A 22,124-nucleotide genomic window follows, 5' to 3' on the forward strand; every position below is an offset into this window, starting at 1 on the left:
GGGGTCCGCGTCTCAATCGAAGACTTTGAGTTTCAGTTGCACCGAGATCGCCCCGTAAAGGCGATCTTTGTAGCTCGGCACGATCGCGACATTGACGCCGACGCGTTCGTATTCGAAGCTGGCGGTGGGGATGATGGCGGGGAACCAGCCACCGTCGCGCATTTTCGGGTAGCCGTCGAAGCCGCCCACCACCGCGCCCAGCCGCACCGGGCCGACCTTGAACGGCTGGTAATACAGGCCGAGATAATTGGAATACGCGCGGTCGCTGTTGTAGAAGCGGCCCGCCGTCACCGACGCCACCGTCGAGAAGCGATATTCCGCGCCCAGGCCGGGATTGCTGTCGTTCAGGTTCTTATCGCGCTGGAAGTGGTAGGAGTAAAAACCGCCATTCAGCCACACTTCCTTCAACGGCGCCGATTCGATGGTCTCGAAACCATCGGCCATCGCCGTGCCGGACACGCAGGCCAGCAGCGCCAGGCCGGCGATACGCAAACTTTTGATCATGCCAAACTCTCTAAGTCATGGGGAGCCTGGATTATAGCCTTCGCCGCAAGCCGGTGTATGATGCTTGAATGCAATTTCACCCTTCCTTTTCCCGTGCCGGCCTGCTGGCGCTGGCGGTCGCCGCCGGCGATGCGCAGGCGGCCGAATGGCGCGGTTTGCTCGATGTGCGCGCGGTCGCCGCCGACGCCCCGCGCAGCTTCCTCGACGGCGGCCTGGGCAAGACCAGGTCGGAAGACGGCTTGCAGCTGGGCCAGGCGGTGCTGCGCGGCGACGCCGACCTGAGCGACACCATCAGCGGCACGCTGGAGCTCAGCGCCGACGACCGACACAACGGCGTGGTCGACGTGCGCGAAGCCTGGCTGGGCTGGAGCCCGCTGCCGACCGGCGCATGGAAAACCCGGGTCAAGGTCGGCCAGTTCTTCGCGCCATCGAGCGTGGAGATCGATTACGACGGTATCGGCTGGACACCCAAGCGCACCATCTCCAGTTCCGCCATCAACAGCTGGATAGGCGAGGAGTTGCGCACCAATGGCGTCGAATGGAGCGGGCGCCGGCTGGGCCGCCACGCCGGCGCCCGCTACGACGTCGGCCTGGTCGCCGCCGTCTTCAACGGCAATGACCCGACCGGCACGCTGTTGGCCTGGCGCGGCTGGTCGATCAGCGACCGCATCGCCGGCCGCAATGAAGCGCTGCGCCTGGCCGATCTGCCGGTGTACCGCGCCGACGGCGACATCCCGCGTCAATCGCGCACCATCCATCCGTTTCGCGAGCTCGACGGCCGGCTTGGCTACTACGTCGGCGCCAACTTCAATCTGGGCGCGCGGCTGGAGCTGGCGGCGCTGCGTTACGACAACCGCGCCGATCCCTTGGTGGTCAAGAACGGCCAGTATGCCTGGCGCACGCGTTTCGACCACCTGAGCATGGTGCTGCGCCCCGGCGGCGGCTGGGAAGTGCTGGCGCAGGCGATGCGCGGCGATACGTTGATGGGCAACAACGCGGTCAGCCTGGACTTCCAGTCCTGGTACGCCTTGCTCAGCCATCCCGTCGGCCCGGGGACGCTGGCGGCGCGCTACGACCGCTTCAGCACCAGCGAACACGATGCGCTGCCCGGCGATCCCAACAACGAAACCGGGCACTGCCTGGCGCTGGCCTACAGCCTGCCGCTGACGGATGCGCTGAGCCTGATAACGGAAGCGCTGCGCATCAGCAGCGAGCGTGCGGCGCGCACGCTGATCGGCGAGCGGCGGGCGCAACGTGAACGCAGCGTGACGGTGGCGCTGCGCCGGCGGTTTTAAATGGTGACGCGCCAGCCGCGCTTGCCCGCATACGCCGCAGCCAGCCAGAACACGGCGGTAAAGCAGGCCGCGAACGCCGCCGACGCACCGGCCGGGCCGATCAGCGGCGTCAGCGGCAAGCGGAATGCCTGCTCGTACAGCGGACCCAGTACGCCGCTGTAGGCCAGCAGGCAGGTGGCGATCCATGAGCCGGCATAGGCGGCGATGGCGTTGATGCCCATCGCGCGGCCGAAGGCGGGCCAGCCGCGCACGTCGATCAGCCGGTGCGCCAGCGCGATCGCCAGCATGCCGAAGCCGCCGGTCCACAGCACAAACGACGAGGTCCACAACTGCTTGTTCAGTGGCAGCGCCAACGCCCACAGCCAGCCCAGCAGCATCGCCGCCGCGCCGGCGATGGCCAGCGTCCTGGTCTGGCCCTTGCGCAGCCAATCGCCGGCGCGCAGGCCGAGAATCACCGTGCCCAGCGACGGCAGCGTGCTCAGCAAGCCTTCCGGTTCGTGCGCCAGGCCGGTCGCGGCATCGTACTGATAAGAGAGCTGGCCCAGCAGCGCGGTATCGATGCGGTCCGCCAAATTCAGGACCGGCTCCACCGAGCCGCCCGCCGCCAGCAGCGCCCAATAACCGAGCAGCAGCGCGGCCAGCGCCGTCCATTGCGCGCGGGCGGAGCGCATGTAAATCGCCAGCATGCCCGCCGCCGCGAAGCAGATGCCGGTCCGTTGCAGCACGCCGAGCAGCCGGAAGCCGCGCCCGTCCAGCAGCAACATCGAGATCACGTTCAGCGCCACGCCCAACAGCACGATGCGTGCGCCGCGCAGCAGCACCGCGCGCGCCAACGGGGCCGGGGCCGCGCCGGCGTCCAGTTGGCGTCCCATCGCCAGGCTGAGCGAGACGCCGACGATCAGCATGAATACCGGGAAGATGAAATCGGCCGGCGTGCAGCCATGCCATTCGGCGTGTTCCAGCCAAGGGTAGATGTGCGACCAGTCGCCGGCGTCGTTTACCAATCGCATCGCGGCGACGGTCAGGCCGCGTACCGCATCGATGGAGTGAATTCTCATGCCCGATTGTAAATCGGTATGCCATTTGAGAGGCGATTTAGCGATCTCTAAGTAGTAAAGTTTCAACAAATGCCGGCTCATGATTTCCAATAGGAAATAACTATGAATTTTATTTAATTTATAAATTTCACAAAATGTCGCCGAGGAAATATGATGGCGATTATCTCGTATGCGATCTAAGGAACACAGCATGGAAACCACAAAAAATGAAATCAGCGTCGCGGCCCGTTTGACCATCGGCTTCGGCATCATCCTGGCGATGATGCTGGTGTTGTCGGTGTTCAGCATCATCAAAGTCAACGCCATCGACAACAGCCTGTTGCACATCAGTGAAGTCAACAACGTCAAGCAGCGCTATGCGATCAACTTCCGTGGCAGCGTGCACGACCGCGCCATCGCGCTGCGCGACGTGACGCTGGTGGCCGACGCCGACATCGGCGGCGTCACCGGTGTGATCGACAAGCTCGACGCCGACTACCAGGCCTCCGCCCAGCCGCTGGACGCCTTGTTCAGCAAGTCCCAGGTCAAGCCCGAGGAGCGCGAGTGGCTGGCCAGGATCAAGCAGGCCGAAGGCCGCGCCACGCCGCTGATCAAGAAAATCATCGAGACCCGCCGCGCCGGCGACATCGAAGGCGCGCGCCGCATGATGCTGGTGGAAGCCAAGCCGGCCTTCACCGAGTGGCTGGCCACGATCAACGGCTTCATCGACCAACAGGAAAACATGACCGAAGCCGAATCGTCGGTGGCGCGCCAGGGCGCGCACAACTTCCAGGCGCTGACGCTGGCGCTGCTGGCGGTCGCGATCGCGGTCGGCACGGTCGTGGCGTGGCGCGTGACCAATTATCTGCAACGCGCCCTCGGCGCCGAGCCGGAGGAAGTCAAGGCGCTGGCCAACGCGGTCGATCGCGGCGAGCTGTATCACGAAGTCCAGCTGCGCGGCAACGACAAGGACAGCATCATGGCGGTGCTGGTGAAAATGAGCGGCAACCTGCGCGCCACCGTCACCGAAGTGCACGATGCCGCCGTCGCCGTCACCACCATCAGCGACCAGATCTCGGAGCGCAACCAGGACCTGTCCAGCCGCACCGAAGACCAGGCCAGCTCGCTGGAGGAAACCGCATCGGCGATGGAGCAGCTGACCGCCACCGTCAAGCAGAACGCCGACAGCGCCCGCGACGCCAACACGCTGGCGCAGAACGCCTCCGACATCGCCAGCAAGGGCGGCGAGATCGTCGGCGAAGTGGTGCTGACCATGAACGCCATCGACGAATCGTCGCGCAAAATCGAAGAGATCATCAGCGTCATCGACGGCATCGCCTTCCAGACCAATATCCTCGCCCTGAACGCGGCGGTGGAGGCGGCGCGCGCCGGTGAACAGGGCCGTGGCTTCGCGGTCGTGGCGACCGAAGTGCGCAACCTGGCGCAGCGCAGCTCGACGGCGGCGCGCGAGGTGAAATCGCTGATCGACGAATCGGTGGCCAAGATCCACGCCGGCACCGAGCTGGTGGAACACGCCGGCAGCACCATGCGCGACATCGTGCAGAGCGTCAAACAGGTCAGCGGCATGGTCGGCGCGATCACCACCGCCAGCGACGAGCAGCGTGTGGGCATCGAGGAAGTCAACCGCGCCATCTCGCAAATGGACCAGGTCACGCAGCAAAACGCGATGCTGGTCGAGCAGGCGGCCGAAGTGGTGGGCACCTTGCAGGACCAGGCCTCGCACCTGAACCACGCGGTCGGTGTGTTCAAGACCGAGCGCGATACCTGGCACGCCAGGCCGACCCGCGCACAGCCGGCCGACACCGGACATCGGATGCTGGCGGCGCCGGTGGGAGTGTAAGCATGCAGGAGATTTTGCTGAAAAATACGGAATCGGAACGCGTCGCGGCGCTGCAGCAGCTGGGCGTCCTGAACACCAACGGTAGCGAGTACTTCGATTCGATCACACGCCTGGCGGCCGACATGTTCGGCGTCAGCGGTTGTTACGTCTCGCTGATCGACGCCGACCGCCAGTGGTTCAAATCGGTGGCGGGTTTCTGCGCGCCGGGCAGCATGCAGCGCGACGAGACCTTCTGCAACTACACCATCCAGCAGGGCAGTGTGTTGATGATCGAGGACACGCTGCTCGATCCGCGCTTCGCCGACAATCCCATCGTCACCGGTCCGACGGCGGTTCGATTCTATGCCGGCGCGCCGCTGCTGACGCCCGACGGTTACGCCATCGGCGCGCTATGCGTGGTCGATACCAAGCCGCGCACGCTGAACGCCGCCGAAAAGGACAAGCTGACCAACCTGGCCGGACTGGTGATGGCCCACATCATGCTGGGCCGGGCCGTCGGTCACGTCGACGCGGTCAGCGGCATGCCGAACAAATATCAGCTGTTCGAGGACTTGACCACGCTGGCCAAGAACCATCCCGGCGAGGACCGTGTGCTGGCCGACATCGACATGCCGGATGCGGCCAAGGCCTTCGAAATCGTGCGCGTGCTGGGCGCCACCGTCTACGACGGCCTGGTGCGCGAGGCGGGCGAGCGGCTTACGCGGCTGTTCGCCGGCAGGGCGCAGGTCTACCACCTGACCGACGCGCGTTTCGCCATCCTCTCCAGGGACGGCGACAACCAGGGCTTCATCGACTACCTGTACAGCGTCGAGCAGGAATTGCAGGCGCCGCTGCACGACCGCAATGTGCCGCTCAGCCTGACGACCTTCTGCGGCATCGTGGAGTTCGACCTCTGTCCCGGCGCCGCCAAGGACGCGCCGCGCAAGGCCGCTGCGGCGGTCAACCAGGCGCTGATCAGCCAGCAGCGCTGGAGCGTCTACAACAACGCCGAGGACGAGCGCCAGAAGCGCGCCTTCCGTTTGCTGAACGACGTGGGCGAGGGCATCGCCGGCGGCCACTTCCAGCTGCTGTACCAGCCCAAGCACGACCTGGCCAGCGGCCAAAGCATGTCGGCCGAAGCGCTGCTGCGCTGGCACCACGCCGAGCTGGGGCCGATCTCGCCGGCGGAATTCATCCCGCTGGTCGAGAAGACCGCGCTGATCGGCCCCTTGACCCATTGGGTGATGCGCACCGCGATCAAGCAGGTCGGCGAGTGGCACGCGGCCGGCAACCGGATCAAGGTGGCGATCAATCTTTCGGCCTACAATTTCGAAGAGCCCGACATCGTCGAGCGCCTTGCCGCGCTGTGCAAGGAGTTCGCCGTCGATCCGCGCTACGTCGAGATCGAATGCACCGAAGGCATCTGGATGGAAGGCCCCGGCATCCTGAAGGCGCTGCACGGCATCCGCGATCTGGGCATGAGTCTCGCGCTGGACGATTTCGGCACCGGCTACAGCAACTTCGCCTATCTGCAAAAGGTGCCGGCCACTGTGGTCAAGGTCGACCAATCGCTGATCCGCAATGTCCACAACAGCCCGCGCGACCAACGCATCGTACGCTCGCTGATCGCGCTGGCCAAGGAGCTGGATTACCAGGTGGTGGCGGAAGGCGTGGAGACCGAGCAATCGCTGGACCTGATCCGCGACTGGGGCTGCCACATCGCCCAGGGCTATCACTTCGCCAAGCCGCTGACAGCCAGCGATTTCCTGGATCATGCGATCCGTCACCGCGAGATGGCGGCGACGGCCTGAAACAGCACTATAATCTGGCGGCCGAAACTCACTGCCGCCACGATGAAAACTGCCGTTCGCCTCCTTCCCTTGATACTGGCCTCCGCCTTGCTTGCGGGGTGCCAGTCCACGATGCAGCGCATCGCCGACTGCAAGGTCGGCGACTGGAACGCCATCGGACACAAGGACGGTTTGCTGGGCGAGCCGCCAAGTTACGCCGACCGCAAGGACTTCTGCGACGACCATGCCGACGCCAGGACGCCGGCCGCCTCGGATTCGTCGGCGCGCTACCTGGCCGGCTGGGCGCAGGGCAATTGGGACGCATGGCATGCGCTGGGCAGCATCGATGGCCGGCAGGGGCAGCAAGCGCAGTACGACAAGCACGCCGCCACCGAGGAAGTCCGCAAGCACAAGACACCGCTGAACCGCCCGGCCTACGATGCCGGCTGGGCCTTCGGTAATTCGGAATACTGGAAGGACATCGGCAACCGCGACGGCATCGCCGGCCTGCCGCTGACGCAGAAGGAGGCCAGCCGTGGCAAGGCCGCCGCCATCCCGCTGCGCTTCGACGACGAAGCCTACTCGAACGGCTGGCACGCCGGCAACCGCACCTTCTGGTCGGACGCCGGCTATACCGACGCCCGCAACGGTACGCCGGACAGCGAGTTCCGCAACCGGGCCGCCGCCGCGCGCGACGCAGGCGTACAGGTGCAGGAAGAAGCCTACCGCGCGGCATGGAACGGCGAGATCGTCAACTACTGGCGCAACCTCGGCACGCAGGACGCGGTCAGCGGCAAGGACTTCGCGATGCGGAACAAGGAGGCGCGCCAGAAGGGCTTGAAGGTCTACGAGCAGGACTACCGCCAGGCATGGGAAACGCGGCTAGCGGACTACTGGCGCCAGGCCGGCGCCGACGACGGCTTCGGCAAACCCTTCCTGCTGGAGGACCGCATCGCCAACGCCGGCCGCAACGGTGTGTTCACCATCGCCGCCACGCGCGACCTGTACACCGCCGCATGGCAGGAACAGAACGCCCGCTACTGCGTGCCGGAGAACGCCTTTGAAATGGGCCGCGCCAACAGCGGCATCGCGGTCGACGTCTGCCGCGCCGAGTTGCGCAACCAGTTGAAGCACGCTTACGTCAGCGGGCAGGATTACGAGATCACAGCGCTCAAGTACCGCCAGGCGGTGAGCGATGTCAACGAATTGTTCGACCGCGTGCGCGATGGACGCAATCGTCTGGGACGTCTGGAAAGGGAGATCCGCGCCAACCTCGATGCCAAGGATCGCGCGGTGAATGAGGAAACCAAGAAGCAGGACCGGCGCCGCGAACAGGACCGGCGCGAGCTGATCGACTACATCCAGCGGCTGGAGCGCCAGCTCGATGACGCCCGCCGTTGGGCGGATCGTCACGAGCAGCAGATGCAGCGCCTGCGCCGCGAGATCTATTGAAGCTTAGAAGTCCACCGTCGCCGATACAGTGACGGTGCGCGGCGCGCCCAGCACCAAGTAACCCGAGCCCGGGTAGCCGCCGGCCGAAGCCCAGTAGTTCTTGTCGGCGACGTTGTCGATCCGCGCGCGGAAGGTCACGTTGCGGTCCAGGATGCGGGTCATGTAGTTGGCGCCGAGGTCGAGGCGGTTCCACGACGGCAGTTCCTGCGTGTTGGCGCCGTCCGCGTATTGCGACGCGGTGTAAAGCACGCGCGCGTTCAGGTTCAAGCCGCGCACACCCGGCACATCCCATTCCGCGCCGATGTTCAGCTGCGTATCCGGCGTTCCGATGACATCCTTGCCCTGGTTGACGCCGCCGGCGGTGATGCGCTGTTTGGCATCGAGCAGCGTCAGGCCGCCCAGCACGCGCAAGCCGCGCGTCGGCACGCCGAACACGGTCAGTTCCAGGCCCTTGTTGCGCTGTTCGCCGAACACGCCGAAGTGGTTGTTGACCACATACGCCGACGGCTGGTCCACGCTGAACAACGCGGCGCTGGCGCCGACGTTGCCGTGATCGTACTTGACGCCGATTTCCTTCTGGCGCGAGACATACGGTGCGAAGGTTTCGCCGATATTGTCGATCGCGGTGCCGGAAGCGGTAGGGCCTTGCTGCAGGCCTTCGATGTAGTTCGCGTACAGCGACACCGACTTGACCGGGCGGTAGACAATGCCGGCCACCGGCGTTACCTTGCTCTCGTCGTAGTGCGACAGCGTGGCGGTGGTGTTGTAGTCGTAGCTGTCGGACTTGATGGTCTGGTTGCGCGCGCCGACGGTGATCAGCAGCTTGTCATCCATCAGCGACATCATGTCGGCCACGGCGTAGCTGGACAGGATGGTCTTGCTGGTCAGCTTAGGATTGCTCAACACGCCGCCGGTGAAGAAGTCGGTGGCCGGCGCCGCCACATCGACCGGACGGAAGATGTTGGTGGCGAAGCCTGCGAAGTTACTGAAGGCGTAGGCGTTGCGCGACTCCTGCCAGTAAGTGGAGGCGGTGGCGCTCAGGCTATGGCCGATGGCGCCGGTGCGCACCTTGGCGCGGATGCCGATCTCGCCGGTGCGCACGTTGTCGTGACGCTCGTTGTCGAAGCGGTACATGCTGGCGTCGCCGTTACTGCTGCTGACGGTCGGCGCGGCCAGGATGTTCGATTCGTCGCCCGAGCGCGCGCCCAGCGCGGCCCAGACCACGCTGTCCTTGGCCAGGTCGTACTCGCCGCGCAGCGTGCCGAAAGTATCGCGCTCGTTGGAGTGGGTCCACTTCTGCGCGAAGTTGCTGTCCGATTCAGGCGCCTCCGGCAGGGCGATGCCGCCGGCCACGGTCACGCTCGGACGCGCGGCCTTCAGCTTGTGTTCCTGGTGGCCGACGTCGGCGGACAGGCGGAAGTCGCGCGACTGGAAGTCGACGCCGATGGACGCCACCGTCAGTTCACGCTTTTCGCGGTCGACCGAGGTGTCGCCGTCGCGGCGCACCGCGTTGACGCGGATGCCGGTGTTGCCGTCGGCGCCGAAGCGGCGGCCGATGTCCACGGCGGCATAACCCTGGCCGCCCGTCTCGGTGCCGACCGTCAGCTGGGTCAGGTCGTTGTTGCCGGCCCGTTTAGGCAGCAGGTTGATGGTGCCGCCGATGCCGCCGCCGCCCGGCGCCGCGCCGTTGATGAAGGAGTTCGCGCCACGGAAGACTTCCACGCGCTCCAGCAGTTCCGACGCCACGAACTGGCGCGGCAGCAGGCCGTACAGGCCATTGTAGGCCAGGTCGTCCGAGTTGACCGCGAAGCCGCGGATCACATACAGCTCCTGATAGTTGCCGAAGCCGCGCGCGACGCGCACCGACGGATCGTTCTGCAGCACGTCGGCCACGCTGCGCGCCTGCTGGTCCTGGATGACTTGCTGCGTGAAGTTCAACGTGTTGAACGGCGTCTCCATCATGTCCACATTGCCCAGCAGGCCGAGGCGGCCGCCGCGCGCGACCTGGCCGCCGGCGAAGGATTTCGGCAGGCCGTCGGCCGAAGCGTCGGCGGAGGCGCTGACCACGACGGTCTGAATTTTGGCGTCGCCCGCATCGGCGACGGTAGTGGTGGCGCTGTCTTGCGCGTGTGCGGTCGCGCTGGCCAGCAGCATGGCGGCGAGGGCAAGCGGGGACAATTTCAGGTTCAGGGTTTGCATGATATATATTTTTATTAACTAAATGAGATTGATTCTCAATTGTATCTCGATTACATGGTTTTAGCTATTAAATGAGAGTGATTTGCATTATCATGTCGATTCCAGTAGCCGTAACTAACACTTCCCCATGACTCCCATCACCGTCCGCCGCTGGGCCTGGATCCACAAATGGTCCAGCCTGATCTGCACCGTCTTCATGCTGCTGCTCTGCGTCACCGGGCTGCCGCTGATCTACCACCATGAGATCAACCACCTGCTGGGCAATGAAGCCGAAGCGCCGGTGATGACGCCCGGCACGCCGAAGGCCAGCGTGGACACCGTGCTCGCCGCCGGCAAGGCGCTGTATCCGGGCAAAATACCGATGTACATTTCGCAGGAGGCGGACGAGCCGAATATCTGGAATGTGACCCTGGGCGACAACCCGACCGACGAGGGTTTCAAGTCGATCGCGGTCGACGCCCGCACCGCCAAGGTGCTGGCGCAGCCCGCGTTCGAGGGCACCTTCCTCGGCGTCATGTTCCACCTGCACGTCGACCTGTACGCCGGCTTGTGGGGCAAATTGTTCCTCGGTTTCATGGGCCTGCTGCTGGTGATCGCGATCGTCTCCGGCGTGGTGCTGTACTCGCCATTCATGCGCAAGCTGGAGTTCGGCGAAGTGCGGCGCGAGCGCGGTCCGCGCGTCAAGTGGCTGGACCTGCATAATATGCTCGGCATCGTCACGCTGACCTGGGCGCTGGTGGTCGGGGCCACCGGCATGATCAACACCTGGGCCGACATGCTGCTCAAATACTGGCAGTACACCGAGATGGCCGAGATGGTCGCGCCGTACAAGAACCTGCCGCTGCCGACCGTCATGGGATCGATGCAGAAGGCGATCGACAACGCCCGCGCCGCCGAACCGCACATGAAGGTCGCCTTCGTCGCCTTCCCGGGCACGCCGTTCAGCAGTCCGCACCATTACGGCGTTTTCATGAACGGCGATTCGGCGCTGACCTCGCGCATGTACAAGCCGGTGCTGATCGACGCCCAGACCAGCGAGATCACCGAAAGCCGCGAGCTGCCGTGGTATCTGAAGGCGCTGCTGATTTCGCAGCCGCTGCACTTCGGTGACTACGGCGGCGGATGGCTGCAGTTCCTGTGGGCGATGCTGGATATCGCCACCATCTTCGTGCTGGGCAGCGGCCTGTATCTGTGGCTGAAGCGCGGCGCCCAGGCCAAGGCGACCGAGAAGAAGGGCGCCGAAGCCGAAGCGGACGGCCGCACCGTGCCGGCCTACGCCACCGAGGGAGAGGCGCGATGAGTCCATTCCTGCGCATGTGGGGCGCGCCCACCCTGCTGGCGATCCTGACGATCATCGGCCTGCTGTCCGCGCTGATAGGCGATGGTGTGTGGGACGCGCTGTCGGCCGTTACGCTGGGTGTACCGGTACTGTGCTGCCTCTGGTACGGCCTGCGTCGAAAATCTTAAACAACCGGCCGGCGCGCCAGGTAGGCATGGATCTGCGCCACCACCGCCGCGCCTTCGCCCACGGCGGCGGCCACGCGCTTGGTTGAATTCGCGCGCACGTCGCCGATGGCGAACACGCCCGGCACGGTGGTTTCCAGGCCCGAGCGCGTGGTTGGCGCGCCGCCCGCCGCATCCAGGCCGGTCAGAATGAACCCCTTGCCGTCGACCTCGACGCCGCAATCGCCCAGCCATCCGGTGTTGGGATCGGCGCCGATGAACAGGAATACGCGGCAGGTGTCGTAGTCGCGTTCCGTGCCGGCCCGGTTGTCGCGCACCCGCACCTGTTGCAGGCCTTCCTCGTCGCAGCCCTCCAGCGCCACGATCTCCGACTGCGTATGCAGTTCGATATTCGGCGTCGCCGCGATCCGTTCGATCAGGTAGCTGGACATGGTCGACGCCAGGCTGTCCTTGCGGATCAGCAGATGCACCTTGGCGGCGTGGCTCGCCAGGTACACCGCCGCCTGGCCGGCCGAATTACCGCCGCCGACCAGTATCACTTCCTCGCTGGCGCACAGGCCGGCCTCCAGCGGCGAGGCCCAGTAGTACACGCCTTTACCCTCGAACTGCTTCAGGTTGGCCAGCGACGGCCGGCGATAGCGCGCGCCGCACGACAGCACCACGGCGCGTGCGCGCAGGCGCGTCAGGCTGCCACACATCTCGACCTGTAGCGGATTCTGATCGCACAACAACCGGCCGGCGGGCGCCGGAATCGCCATCTTGACGCCGAATTTTTGCGACTGCACATAAGCGCGGCCGGCCAGCGCGCCGCCCGATATGCCGGTCGGGAAGCCCAGATAGTTCTCGATGCGCGCGCTGGCCGCCGCCTGACCGCCGTAGGCGCGCGTCTCCAGCGCCAGCACCGACAAGCCTTCCGACGCCGCATACACCGCCGTCGCCAGGCCGGCCGGCCCGGCGCCGACCACGATCACGTCCCACAGCTTGTCGTCTTCCATCTCCGGCAGCGTGCCGAGGCAGCGGCCGATTTCGACCACCGACGGATTTTTCTTGACGCAGCCGTCCGGGCACACCACCAGCGTCCAATCCTCGGCCGTCGGCTGGTAATGCGCGCACAGCGCGCGCGCCTGTTCGTCCGCGCGCGGATCGAGCACCTTGTGCGGATGGCCGTTGCTGGTCAACCAGCCCTGCAGCGCATGCATGCGCGGATGGCCCGGCGTCGCCACCAGCACCAGGCCGCAGGCTTTGCTCTCGATCAGTTCCAGCCGGCGCAGGATGAAGGCGCGCACGATGCGCTCGCCCAGTTCCGCCTCGGCCATCAGCAGCGAGCGCAAGGCCTCGGTGGTCAGCGCCAGCACCTCGACCTCGCCGACCGCGTGGCCGTTGACCAGCGACGGCGCGCCGGAGAACTGGCTGATCTCGCCGGCGAATTCGCCCGCCACATGCTCGGTGATGACCGAGGTGTTACCCAGTCCGTCGTAGCGGCTGATGCGGATCACGCCCTTGATCACGACGTACAGCCCGAAGCTGGTGCGTCCGGCCTCGAACAGCCGCTCGCCGTCGCGGAAGCAGGCCATGGCGCCGAAGCGCTGCATGCGCTTGATCTCGGCGGATGTCAGTTGCGGAAGCGCCTGGGCGGCGCGCGATTTGAAGGTGTCGTAGATGGCCATGGTGCCAGTCTAACGCGGAATGATGTTGCACTGCCAGATCTCAAACGAGGTAGGCGGGCGCCGCTCATCATTGTGATTCTTTGATCGGACGGCGTTTTTTTCGCGCAGCGCGAACATAGAATGCGACCACAAGCTGACTATAAAACACCGGCCAATCAAAGGCCGAGACAAGGGAGACCATCAATGATCAAGCATTTGACTCAATCCTCATCCGGCCGCAGTGGCCGACGCGTCATGGCGGCGGCCGTCGCCTCCGCGATCGCATCCTTACTGGCCGCGAACGGCGCCATGGCGCAGCAGGCCGCCAGCTCCGCGCCGGCGGCGCAGCGCGCGCCGGACGATGTGAAGCCGGAGACCGTCGTCACCGTGGTCGGCACGCGCAAATCGGTGGCCTCCGCCATCGACCGCAAAATCCGCAACTCCACCGTTTCCGATTCGCTGGTGGCCGAAGACATCAACCAATTCCCGGACAAGAACGTGGGCGAGGCGCTGTCGCGCATCACCGGCGTGCAGCTGACGCGCGATTTCGGCGAAGGCACGCAAGTGTCGATACGCGGCGTCGAGCCCAATCTGAACCGCGTTGAAGTCAACGGCATGTCGATCCTGGCCTCCAACGGCACGGCGGGACGCGGCGCCGAACTGCGCGAGCTGGCCTCGGAGCTGATCTCGTCGATCGACGTCTACAAGGGCAGCACCGCCGACCTGACCGAGGGCGGCGTCGGCGGCACCGTAGTGATCACCACCCGCAAGCCGCTCGATTTCAAGAAGTTCACCATCGCCACCACGCTGGCCGGCGAGCAGGCGTCGAGCCGTGGCGGCGTGCAGCCGCGCGGCAGCCTGCTGATCGCAGACCAGTTCATGGACGGCCGCCTCGGCCTGATGGCCAACATCGTCTACGACAAGGTCTTCACCCGCAACGACTACGCCCGCAACACCTCGTGGCGCTTTCTGCGCGACTGGGATATGTCGCCCGACAAGACCGTGGTCAGCACCGATCCTGCGGTGGCGGCGGTGTCCTCGGCCGCCGGCTGCTCCACCGCCGCGCTGACGGCCGCGCAAAAAACCGCGTGTTCCAGCCAGTGGTCGGATTACTCGCCGGGTATCTCGCGCTACGGCATCTGGACCCGCGACCACAAACGTTCGTCGGCGGAGCTCACGGCGCAGTACAAATTCAGCAACGAGCTGAAAGCCTACGTCAGCTACCAGGGCAATCGTCAGGACCAGCGCCTGAACGACCGCAATTACGGCACCGACCTGGGCGCCGACACGCGCCTTGCCAACGCCGGCAACGCGCCGACCTATAGCGCGACGGGCGTGCCGAGCGGCGGCACCTGCGCCACCGTGCCCACCGGCGTGACGCCGGCCGGCATGGTGGTCAAGAACCATTACGTGACCCAGTACACGGTCGGCAACTGCCTGAACGCGACAGGCCTGGGCGGGCAGGGCGCTTTCAGCACCTCGGCGCGCGACTTCGCGCTGAAGGTCGATTCCAACTACACCACCACCGGCTTCTCGTACAAGAATGGCGCGCTGGAAGTGGAAGGCCTCGGCGGCACCTCGCGCTCGACCTATCACAACGAAACCAACAGCGTCATCCTGACCCAGAACGCTCCCGGCTTGAAAGTAACGCTGGATTCGCAAGGCCTGCCGCATTTCGACTTCCCGGCCGCCTACGATCCGGAGAAGAGCAGCTCCTACGTCCAGGCGCAGCTGCAATACCGCCCGTATGAAGCGAAGAACAAGGAAGACCAGCTGAAACTGGACTTCAAATATCGCCTCGACACGCCGTTCTTCAGCAAGGTGTGGTTCGGCGTGCAGGGACGCAAGGCGGCTGCGCAGCGCTACGACGGCGGCGGCTATTTGGCCAGCAACGGCGCGGACCTGATCAGCACCGCCGACGACGTCAACGTCACCACGGCCAACGTCAATCAGACCATCGTCTACGACCCGCTGTACACCGGCTCCACGCCGCGCCCGCCCGATACCTTCAGCTTCCTGAACGCCAATTACGGCGGCAAGTACGTCAGCGCGGCGCAGATGGCGGCGCTGGTGGACGCGGTGCGCGGCCGCTCGCCCGGCACCTTCTTCAGCGGCTACGACAAGATCAGCAACATCCCGACCAGCTGGATGACGCCCGTGTACGGCCAGGCGACGCAGTTCTTCGACACCTCGCACTTCAATTTCGGCAACGTCTACAACGCGCCGGGCAGCGACGGCAAGATGTATCCGCAGATCCCGACCTTCAAGGTCGACGAGACCATCCGCTCCGGCTACGCGCGCGTGGACTGGGACACCGACCTGTATGGCCATCAGCTGTGGGGTAACATCGGCGTGCGCTATACCGGCACGCGCGACAAGTCCACCGGCGCCTTCAAGTATTCGGTCCGCCAGGCCACCTCGCCGGGCAGCTCGGCCTTTGTCGATCGTGTCATCGGCACCACCATCACCAGTGTCGACAATACCTATCACGACTATCTGCCTAGCCTGAACGCGATGTTCTGGGTGACACCGGAGAAGTTCATGGTGCGCTACGGCCTGTCGAAGGTGATGTCGCGGCCGAGCATCGACCTGCTGGTGCCTGGCGCCGCCTGCGTCCAGGGCAGCGGCCTGGCGCAGTTCGGCGGCGATGGGCAGGATGACTGCACCGCCGGCAATCCGAACCTGAAGCCGTTCCGCGCCACGAACACGGACCTCAGCTTCGAATACTACCCAAGCGCGGACAGCCAGCTCAGCGTCGGTCTGTTCAACAAGAAGATCGACAGCTACATCCTGGAGAAGCAACTGGTCAAGGGCGTGGACCTGTTCAAGAACGGTCAGTTGTTCGACGTGACCCAGGCGATCAACGCGCAGGGCGCCACCACCAAGGGCATCGAGCTGACCGCGCGTACCGCGTTCACCTTCCTGCCCGGCTGGCTGAGTGGCTTCGGCGGCGACGCCAACTACACCCGCATGAGCTACAAGTACGCCAAGGGTTACGAGCGTCTCAACTCGCTGGACGGGACGGTGCTGTCGTATCCAGGACTGTCGCGCAATAGCTATAACCTGGGGCTGTGGTACGACCTGGGCAAAGTCAATGCACGCTTGGCCTACAACTACCGCGACCGCTTCTACACCGGCGCCAACGACGTCTCGGGCAATCCAAACTTCCAGGAGAAGACCGGCTTCCTCGACGCCAAGTTCCAGTATCGCTACAATGACAACGTCACGATTTCGATCGAAGGCAAGAACCTGACCGACCAGGCGCAGACCACCGATGCGGGTGATCTGTTCCGCGTCAACGAGGTGGCTTGGTCCGGACGTCGTTACTTCTTTACTGTATCGGTTAAAAACTAAGGACGGGCATGGCGCAAGCGTTTTGTGCGCGTGGACTGAAAGCGGCGGCCTTGATGGCCGCTGCTTTGTCGTTTGCGCAGGCGGCGGAGCCGCGATTCAACAACCCGTTGGTGAAGCAACGCGCCGACCCGCAAGTCACGCTGCACAGCGACGGCTATTACTATTACACGGCGACGGCGCCGGAATACGACCGCATCGAACTGCGCCGCGCGCGCTCGCTCAACGACCTGGGCGCGGCCGACGCGCATGTCGCCTGGCGCAAGCATGCCAGCGGCGAGATGGGCGCCCACATCTGGGCGCCGGAGATGCATTACATCGACGGCAAATGGTATATCTACTTTACCGCCGGCCGAGCCGACGCGATCTGGGAGATCCGCCTCTACGTGCTGGAAAACAGTTCGCCGAATCCGCTGGAAGGCGAATGGATAGAACGCGGCCAGCTGAAGACCGGCTGGGAATCCTTCTCGCTGGACGCCACCACCTTCGCACTGGATGGCAAGCGCTATCTGGTCTGGACCCAGCGCGCGCCCGAGGCCACCGCGCACGCGACCAATATCTATATGGCGCAGATGGAGTCGCCGCTGTCGATCAAAGGTCCGCCGGTCTTGCTGTCGCGGCCTGAGTACGCATGGGAGAAGGTCAAGTACGAGGTGAACGAGGCGCCCGCGGTGCTGGTCAGGAACGGCCGCGTGTTCATGACCTATTCGGCCAGCGCCACGGACGCCAACTATTGCCTCGGCCTGCTGACCGCGCCGGTCGGCAGCGATCTGCTGAACGCCGGATCATGGAGCAAGTCGCCCACGCCGGTGTTTGCCAGCAGCGCGGCGAACGGCCAATATGGGCCGGGACATAACTCCTTCACCACCACGCCGGACGGCAAGACCGACATCCTGGTCTACCATGCGCGGAATTACCGCGACATTGTCGGCGATCCGCTCAAGGACCAGAACCGGCACACGCGCGCTCAGGCGCTGCGCTGGCGCGCGGACGGCACGCCGGACTTCGGTGTACCGGTCGCGGACTGACGCGACAAGCCCGCCACCAACGGCGCCGCCAGGAGCGCAAGCACCGCGATGGCGCCGGACACATAGCCGATATTCCCGGCGCCCCAGGCCGAGATGCTGAGGCCACCGATCACCGCGCCGAGCGCGATGCCGCCGTTGGCGGCGGAGACGTTGATCGTGCCGGCCAGCGCCTGCGCCTCGGAAGCCGCCTTCATCACACGGATCTGACATACCGGATACAGCGCGGTGTTGGCGATGCCCCAGACAGCCAACGCGACGGCGAACCACATCGAGCCGGCCAGCGCCATGGTCGCCGCCATCCCCACGGCCAGCACCGCGCAGAACAGGGCTGTGGTGGCGAGCGGCTTGTGGTCGACCCAGCGGCCGCCGAGCCAATTGCCGGCCAGGCCGACGGCGCCGAAGCCCATCAGCCACCAGCCCACCAGCGCCGGCGCGATGCCGGCCGATTTCTCCAGCATCTCCGCCAGATAGGTATAGCCGGTGAACATGGCGGTGAACACCAGCACCGACAGCGCCACGTTGGCCAGGAAGATAGGCCTCTTGAGTATGCGGGCCTGCTCGCGCATCGCTACAGGCTTGGACGGCCGCACCGCCGGCATGACGAAGTAGATCAGGATCGCGGTCACCATCGACAGCGCCGCCAGCAGGGCGAAGGCGCCGCGCCAGCCGATGGCATCGGATGCCAGCGTGCCAAGCGGAATACCGAACAGCATGGCGGCGGAAATGCCGAGATAAACGGTGGAGACGGCGCGGCCGCTCTTGCCCGGCCCGGCGATATCGGCGGCGGTTTCGCTGGCTGTACCCCAGAACACCGGCAGCGCCAGGGCCGGCACCAATCGCGCCAGCGCAAGTATCCAGAAGTTCGATGCCGCAGCCGCCACCGCGTTGGACGCCGCGAACAGCATCAGGATGGCGACGAACAGCCGTTTGCGGTCGACGTTGGCGAGCCACGCGGTCAGGACGGGACCGAACAGCATGACCACCACGGCGAACAGGGTCACCAGCTGGCCGGCGGTGGCGATCGGTACGGAGAGATCGCGCGCCAGCGCCGGCAGCAAGCCGACGATCAGAAACTCCGTGGTGACGATGACGAACGCCGCGATGGCGAGAATGATGGTGGACATTGTGCTGACCCGAAAAATCAGCCATCATATAAGGGATGGAATTTCTTATGTTGGATAAGATTTCCAGATCATTGCGGAAAATTATTCCAGAAAGCCGGCCATGAGCGAGCGTTTGAAGGGATTGGAGACTTTCGTCGCTGTGGCGGATGCGGGCAGTTTCACGGCCGCCGCCGAGCGGCTCAACCTCACCAATTCGGCGGTCGGAAAAGCGATCGCGCGCCTGGAGGAAAGGCTGGAGAAGCAGCTGTTCGACCGCACCACGCGGCGTCTGGAAATGACCGACGCCGGCGACGCCTTCCATAAAGTCTGCGTGCGCGTGCTGGAGGAGCTGGAAGTTGCGGAGCGCGCGCTGGCGGCGGAGCTGCCGGTTCCCTCGGGCCGGCTTCGGGTCGATCTGCCCGCGACCTACGGCCGCATGCGCGCGCTGCCGGCGCTGCTGGCGTTCGCCGAGCAGCACAAGCAGGTCATGCCGCACATATCGTTCACCGACCGGTTTGTCGATCTGGTGGAGGATGGATTGGACGTCGTGGTCAGGATAGGCGGCGCCGATACCTGGCCGGCATCGGTGGACTACAAATACCTCGGGCACGAGGAGCTGATCTTCTGCGCATCTCCTGATTATCTGGCGACGCATGGCCGGCCCAAGTCATTGAAGGCGCTGTTGAAGCACGCTGCCATCCTCTACGGACGGGCCGACGGCAGCACCAGCCCATGGTTGATCAAGGACGGCCATGCGCCACTGGCGCGCCAGCACGTGGAAGGCCGTATCGTACTTGGCCAGGCCGAGGCGCAAGTCGCCGCCGTGGAGGCGGGGCTGGGCGTGGCGCAGCTGGCGACCTGGCTGGTGGAGCGGCAGATCCGGGAAGGCAGTCTGATACAGATACTTCCGGGTCTGGCGACGCAGGGGCTGCCGTTGCATATCGTATGGCAGCGTAGCAGGCAACACGCGCCGAAGGTGCAAAGCCTGATCGCCCACTTCGAGGCATCGTTGCGTATCTGACCGCGCCGGAGCGCCTACAGCGCATCCAGCCAACGCTGGCGGTATTCCGCGAGACCCGCGAGTTGCAGCGGCTCGGCCGTCTTGCCGCGTGCCGCCGGGGCGCGGCCCCAATGGTGCAGCATCCAGGCGCCGCAAGTGGTGCCGCTGGCGTCGTCGGTGCTGCCGATCTGCTGCTGCGGACGCAACGCCGCCAGCAGCGGCGCGAACCACGGATTACCGGTGAAGCTGCCCTCGACCACCACGGCCGACGACACCCCCAGCGCCGACAGGCAGTAGTCGCTCATCAAAACGCAGTACAAGGTCGCCAGGGCATACCGTTGCAGCCCTCCGCCGGGCGCCGGGCCGACCACCGCACCGGCCCGCCCCGCGAACGGCCCGCCCGCGTTGGAGAAGCAGGGCAGCGCCATCGTCTTTTGCTCGATCAGCGTTTGCAAATCCTCGATCCCGCAAGGCTGTGCATCGGCGCCGGCCAGTTCGGCGAACTCGCGCCCGCCCATGAAGCGCATGCAAGCCACCGCCTGGCCCAGCGCATTACTGTTGGCCAGCATGTCCGCCTGTTCGCGCAAGCCGTCGAGCGGCATGCCCGGCGCTGCGGCGATCACCCAGGTGCCGGTCGACAGCACCGCCGGCGACGCCGCGTCCGCGCCTGCGCCGAGGTGCCGCAGCAGCGAGGCGTTGCTGTCGTGGATGCCGCACAGCACCCGGCAATCCGCCGGCAGCCCGGTCAACTGCGCCAATTCCGGATTGAGCACATTGAGCGGCGCCCATGCCGGCCGCAGCGCCGGAAACAGCCGGCTCCATCCCATCCGCTCCACCAGCGACGAATACTGCTGGCGCGACGGCTGCCACAAATCCGTATGACAGCCCAGCGACGTCACCTCGCCGGCGGCGATGCCGGACAGACGCCAGGCCCAATACTGCGGATACATCAGGATATGCCGCGCGCGCCGGAACTGCTTGGGAAAAGCCTGCGCCTGCCAGGCCAACTGCCGGCCGAGGTTCAACCCCGCCGGCAACTGCGGCGAATAAGTCGCCGAGTAGGGCGGCCGCTGCACCGCATAATGCGCCTGCTGCGACGCCGGCAACTCATACTCGTAATCCAGCACCGGCAGCACCAGCCCATCGTCATCGACCAGCGCGGCGGTGGCGCCATGCGTGACCGGCACGATGGCGCCAACCTGCGCCATGCCGGCGAACTCCTTCATGGCCGTCAGCATCCAGTCCCAGATCCGCTCCGTATCGTGATGCGGATACAGGCCATCGTCCAGAATCTCGTTCGGACTGCGCCGCTCCGCCAGCACCGCGCCGACCGCATCGACCAGCACCAGCTTGACGTTGGTCTTGCCGATGTCGAGCACGATGGTTGCGTCTTGCGGCATGCTCATTTCGTAGTCTTTCGGCCCCGCAGCAGGCGAGGCAGGGCGATTGTCGCCAGCAGCAGGATGCCGACCACGATGGTCATGTAAATGCCTGGGATGTTCGCCAGCGATAGGCCATACGTCACGGTCCCCAGCGTCAGCACCGCCAGCATCACGCCGCCGATGGTTCCCGCGCCGCCCGCGATGCTGACGCCGCCGAGGATCACCATGGTGATCACCTCCAGCTCCCAGCCCATCGCGATATTCGGCCGCGTGCTGCCGATGCGGCCCGTCAGCAGATAGCCGGCCAGGCCGGCCATGGCCCCGGTCAGCATGAACAGCATCATGCGGTAGCGCGACACGTGGATGCCCGAGAACCGCGCCGCCACCGGGTTGTTACCGATGGCGTAGATGCGCCGGCCGACGCGCGTCATGTGCAGCACCACCGCGAACAGCGCCGCAAAAGCCAGCAACACCACGAACTCGCGCGGGACGAAGCCGAAGAAGTAACCCTGGCCCCAATCGGCCATCAGCTGCGGATAGCCGGTGAACGCCTGATCGCCCAGCACCACGCTGGCCAGGCCGCGGAACAGCGACACCGTACCGATGGTGACCACGATGGATGGCAAGCCGAATTGCGTCACCATGATGCCGTTCAGGCAGCCGCACAGCGTGCCGGTGGCCAGTGCGATCGGCAGCAGCGTCTCCGGCGGCATGCCGTTGACGTTGGCCAGCCCGATCGCCACCGACGACAAGGCCAGGATGCCGGACACCGAGATATCGATCTCGCGGCAAATGATCAGCAACGCCATCGGCAGCGCTATCAAGGCCTTCTCGCTGAAGTTGAAGGTGCCGTCGGCCAGGTTGTCGAGATCGAGGAAAGTCGGCAGCAGGATGCTGTTAGCGACGAACGCCGCCAGCAACAACAAGGCCAGCAGGCTTTCCCAGCGGCCGAGCGCCGCAACGACGCGAAAGCCCGGCTTGTCGGCGATGACGTAGCGTGAAGCCGGTGCGGATTCGATGGACATTATGGTAC

Annotated in this window: 16 protein-coding genes; 9 read left to right on the forward strand and 7 right to left on the reverse strand. The window is 65.3% G+C overall.

All coding sequences use genetic code 11. The features are described from left to right. Positions 1–12: 12 nt before the first annotated feature. Complete coding sequence (locus tag GW587_RS22505; protein ID WP_166106865.1) at positions 13–504, reverse strand: hypothetical protein; 492 nt, start codon at positions 502–504, stop codon at positions 13–15. Between the two features lie 68 nt (positions 505–572). Here GW587_RS22505 and GW587_RS22510 point away from each other — a divergent pair, with 68 nt between their 5' ends. Beyond that, on the forward strand, positions 573–1,799 hold the full coding sequence (locus tag GW587_RS22510; protein ID WP_166106867.1) for a putative porin: 1,227 nt from the start codon (positions 573–575) through the stop codon (positions 1,797–1,799). On the opposite strand, the gene GW587_RS22515 is transcribed toward GW587_RS22510, so the two are convergent. Continuing rightward, positions 1,796–2,857, reverse strand: a complete 1,062-nt coding sequence (locus GW587_RS22515; protein WP_166106868.1) for an acyltransferase family protein — start codon at positions 2,855–2,857, stop codon at positions 1,796–1,798. The genes GW587_RS22510 and GW587_RS22515 overlap by 4 nt on opposite strands. 190 nt (positions 2,858–3,047) lie before the next feature. Here GW587_RS22515 and GW587_RS22520 point away from each other — a divergent pair, with 190 nt between their 5' ends. Genes GW587_RS22520 through GW587_RS22530 form a run of 3 tightly spaced genes read left to right on the forward strand, consistent with a single transcriptional unit; the run spans position 3,048 to position 7,918 of the window. Beyond that, entirely contained in the window at positions 3,048–4,697 is a 1,650-nt protein-coding gene (locus tag GW587_RS22520) for a methyl-accepting chemotaxis protein (protein ID WP_166106870.1), read from the forward strand. A 2-nt stretch (positions 4,698–4,699) separates the two neighbouring features. Further along, a complete protein-coding gene (locus GW587_RS22525; protein WP_166106872.1) occupies positions 4,700–6,487 on the forward strand; it encodes a sensor domain-containing phosphodiesterase in 1,788 nt (595 codons plus the stop codon). A 42-nt stretch (positions 6,488–6,529) separates the two neighbouring features. Beyond that, the gene (locus GW587_RS22530; protein ID WP_166106873.1) at positions 6,530–7,918 is read left to right on the forward strand and encodes a DUF2799 domain-containing protein; all 1,389 of its coding nucleotides are present in this window, start codon (positions 6,530–6,532) and stop codon (positions 7,916–7,918) included. Positions 7,919–7,921: 3 nt separating this feature from the next. On the opposite strand, the gene GW587_RS22535 is transcribed toward GW587_RS22530, so the two are convergent. Then, entirely contained in the window at positions 7,922–10,117 is a 2,196-nt protein-coding gene (locus tag GW587_RS22535; protein WP_166106875.1) for a TonB-dependent receptor, read from the reverse strand. A gap of 127 nt (positions 10,118–10,244) precedes the next feature. Here GW587_RS22535 and GW587_RS22540 point away from each other — a divergent pair, with 127 nt between their 5' ends. Next, a complete protein-coding gene (locus GW587_RS22540; protein WP_166106877.1) occupies positions 10,245–11,417 on the forward strand; it encodes a PepSY-associated TM helix domain-containing protein in 1,173 nt (390 codons plus the stop codon). Further along, positions 11,414–11,584, forward strand: a complete 171-nt coding sequence (locus tag GW587_RS22545) for a hypothetical protein (protein WP_166106878.1) — start codon at positions 11,414–11,416, stop codon at positions 11,582–11,584. Before GW587_RS22540 ends, GW587_RS22545 begins: the two co-directional genes overlap by 4 nt. Here GW587_RS22545 and GW587_RS22550 read toward each other — a convergent pair. Beyond that, entirely contained in the window at positions 11,581–13,248 is a 1,668-nt protein-coding gene (locus GW587_RS22550; RefSeq protein WP_166106880.1) for an FAD-dependent oxidoreductase, read from the reverse strand. The two genes, GW587_RS22545 and GW587_RS22550, sit on opposite strands and share 4 nt — an antisense overlap. 183 nt (positions 13,249–13,431) lie before the next feature. Here GW587_RS22550 and GW587_RS22555 point away from each other — a divergent pair, with 183 nt between their 5' ends. Both GW587_RS22555 and GW587_RS22560 read left to right on the forward strand, forming a co-directional pair. Beyond that, complete coding sequence (locus GW587_RS22555) at positions 13,432–16,581, forward strand: TonB-dependent receptor (protein WP_166106882.1); 3,150 nt, start codon at positions 13,432–13,434, stop codon at positions 16,579–16,581. Positions 16,582–16,634: 53 nt separating this feature from the next. Next, on the forward strand, positions 16,635–17,606 hold the full coding sequence (locus GW587_RS22560; protein WP_229259595.1) for a glycoside hydrolase family 43 protein: 972 nt from the start codon (positions 16,635–16,637) through the stop codon (positions 17,604–17,606). Here the strand turns inward: GW587_RS22560 and GW587_RS22565 are convergent. Then, the gene (locus tag GW587_RS22565) at positions 17,546–18,730 is read right to left on the reverse strand and encodes an MFS transporter (protein WP_166106885.1); all 1,185 of its coding nucleotides are present in this window, start codon (positions 18,728–18,730) and stop codon (positions 17,546–17,548) included. The genes GW587_RS22560 and GW587_RS22565 overlap by 61 nt on opposite strands. Positions 18,731–18,830: 100 nt before the next feature. Between GW587_RS22565 and GW587_RS22570 the strand changes: the two genes are divergently transcribed. Continuing rightward, complete coding sequence (locus GW587_RS22570; RefSeq protein WP_166106887.1) at positions 18,831–19,730, forward strand: LysR substrate-binding domain-containing protein; 900 nt, start codon at positions 18,831–18,833, stop codon at positions 19,728–19,730. Positions 19,731–19,744: 14 nt separating this feature from the next. On the opposite strand, the gene GW587_RS22575 is transcribed toward GW587_RS22570, so the two are convergent. Together GW587_RS22575 and GW587_RS22580 are read right to left on the reverse strand one after the other, a co-directional pair. Next, on the reverse strand, positions 19,745–21,109 hold the full coding sequence (locus GW587_RS22575) for an FGGY-family carbohydrate kinase (RefSeq protein ID WP_229259596.1): 1,365 nt from the start codon (positions 21,107–21,109) through the stop codon (positions 19,745–19,747). Positions 21,110–21,111: 2 nt separating this feature from the next. Further along, positions 21,112–22,116, reverse strand: coding sequence for an ABC transporter permease (locus GW587_RS22580; protein WP_166106890.1), 1,005 nt, complete (start codon positions 22,114–22,116; stop codon positions 21,112–21,114). Positions 22,117–22,124: the final 8 nt, after the last annotated feature.

The sequence above is a fragment of the Duganella aceris genome, from assembly GCF_011090165.1.
In the GTDB taxonomy this organism is placed as follows: domain Bacteria; phylum Pseudomonadota; class Gammaproteobacteria; order Burkholderiales; family Burkholderiaceae_D; genus Rugamonas; species Rugamonas aceris.

Excerpts from the sequence above, each read along its gene's own strand:
- GW587_RS22565 (WP_166106885.1), bottom strand. The coding sequence starts at position 18,730 with ATGTCCACCATCATTCTCGCCATCGCGGCGTTCGTCATCGTCACCACG.
- GW587_RS22510 (WP_166106867.1), top strand. The coding sequence starts at position 573 with ATGCAATTTCACCCTTCCTTTTCCCGTGCCGGCCTGCTGGCGCTGGCG.
- GW587_RS22535 (WP_166106875.1), bottom strand. The coding sequence starts at position 10,117 with ATGCAAACCCTGAACCTGAAATTGTCCCCGCTTGCCCTCGCCGCCATG.
- GW587_RS22530 (WP_166106873.1), top strand. The coding sequence starts at position 6,530 with ATGAAAACTGCCGTTCGCCTCCTTCCCTTGATACTGGCCTCCGCCTTG.
- GW587_RS22575 (WP_229259596.1), bottom strand. The coding sequence starts at position 21,109 with ATGCCGCAAGACGCAACCATCGTGCTCGACATCGGCAAGACCAACGTC.
- GW587_RS22520 (WP_166106870.1), top strand. The coding sequence starts at position 3,048 with ATGGAAACCACAAAAAATGAAATCAGCGTCGCGGCCCGTTTGACCATC.
- GW587_RS22525 (WP_166106872.1), top strand. The coding sequence starts at position 4,700 with ATGCAGGAGATTTTGCTGAAAAATACGGAATCGGAACGCGTCGCGGCG.
- GW587_RS22545 (WP_166106878.1), top strand. The coding sequence starts at position 11,414 with ATGAGTCCATTCCTGCGCATGTGGGGCGCGCCCACCCTGCTGGCGATC.
- GW587_RS22560 (WP_229259595.1), top strand. The coding sequence starts at position 16,635 with ATGGCCGCTGCTTTGTCGTTTGCGCAGGCGGCGGAGCCGCGATTCAAC.
- GW587_RS22540 (WP_166106877.1), top strand. The coding sequence starts at position 10,245 with ATGACTCCCATCACCGTCCGCCGCTGGGCCTGGATCCACAAATGGTCC.
- GW587_RS22580 (WP_166106890.1), bottom strand. The coding sequence starts at position 22,116 with ATGTCCATCGAATCCGCACCGGCTTCACGCTACGTCATCGCCGACAAG.
- GW587_RS22550 (WP_166106880.1), bottom strand. The coding sequence starts at position 13,248 with ATGGCCATCTACGACACCTTCAAATCGCGCGCCGCCCAGGCGCTTCCG.
- GW587_RS22515 (WP_166106868.1), bottom strand. The coding sequence starts at position 2,857 with ATGAGAATTCACTCCATCGATGCGGTACGCGGCCTGACCGTCGCCGCG.
- GW587_RS22570 (WP_166106887.1), top strand. The coding sequence starts at position 18,831 with ATGAGCGAGCGTTTGAAGGGATTGGAGACTTTCGTCGCTGTGGCGGAT.
- GW587_RS22555 (WP_166106882.1), top strand. The coding sequence starts at position 13,432 with ATGATCAAGCATTTGACTCAATCCTCATCCGGCCGCAGTGGCCGACGC.
- GW587_RS22505 (WP_166106865.1), bottom strand. The coding sequence starts at position 504 with ATGATCAAAAGTTTGCGTATCGCCGGCCTGGCGCTGCTGGCCTGCGTG.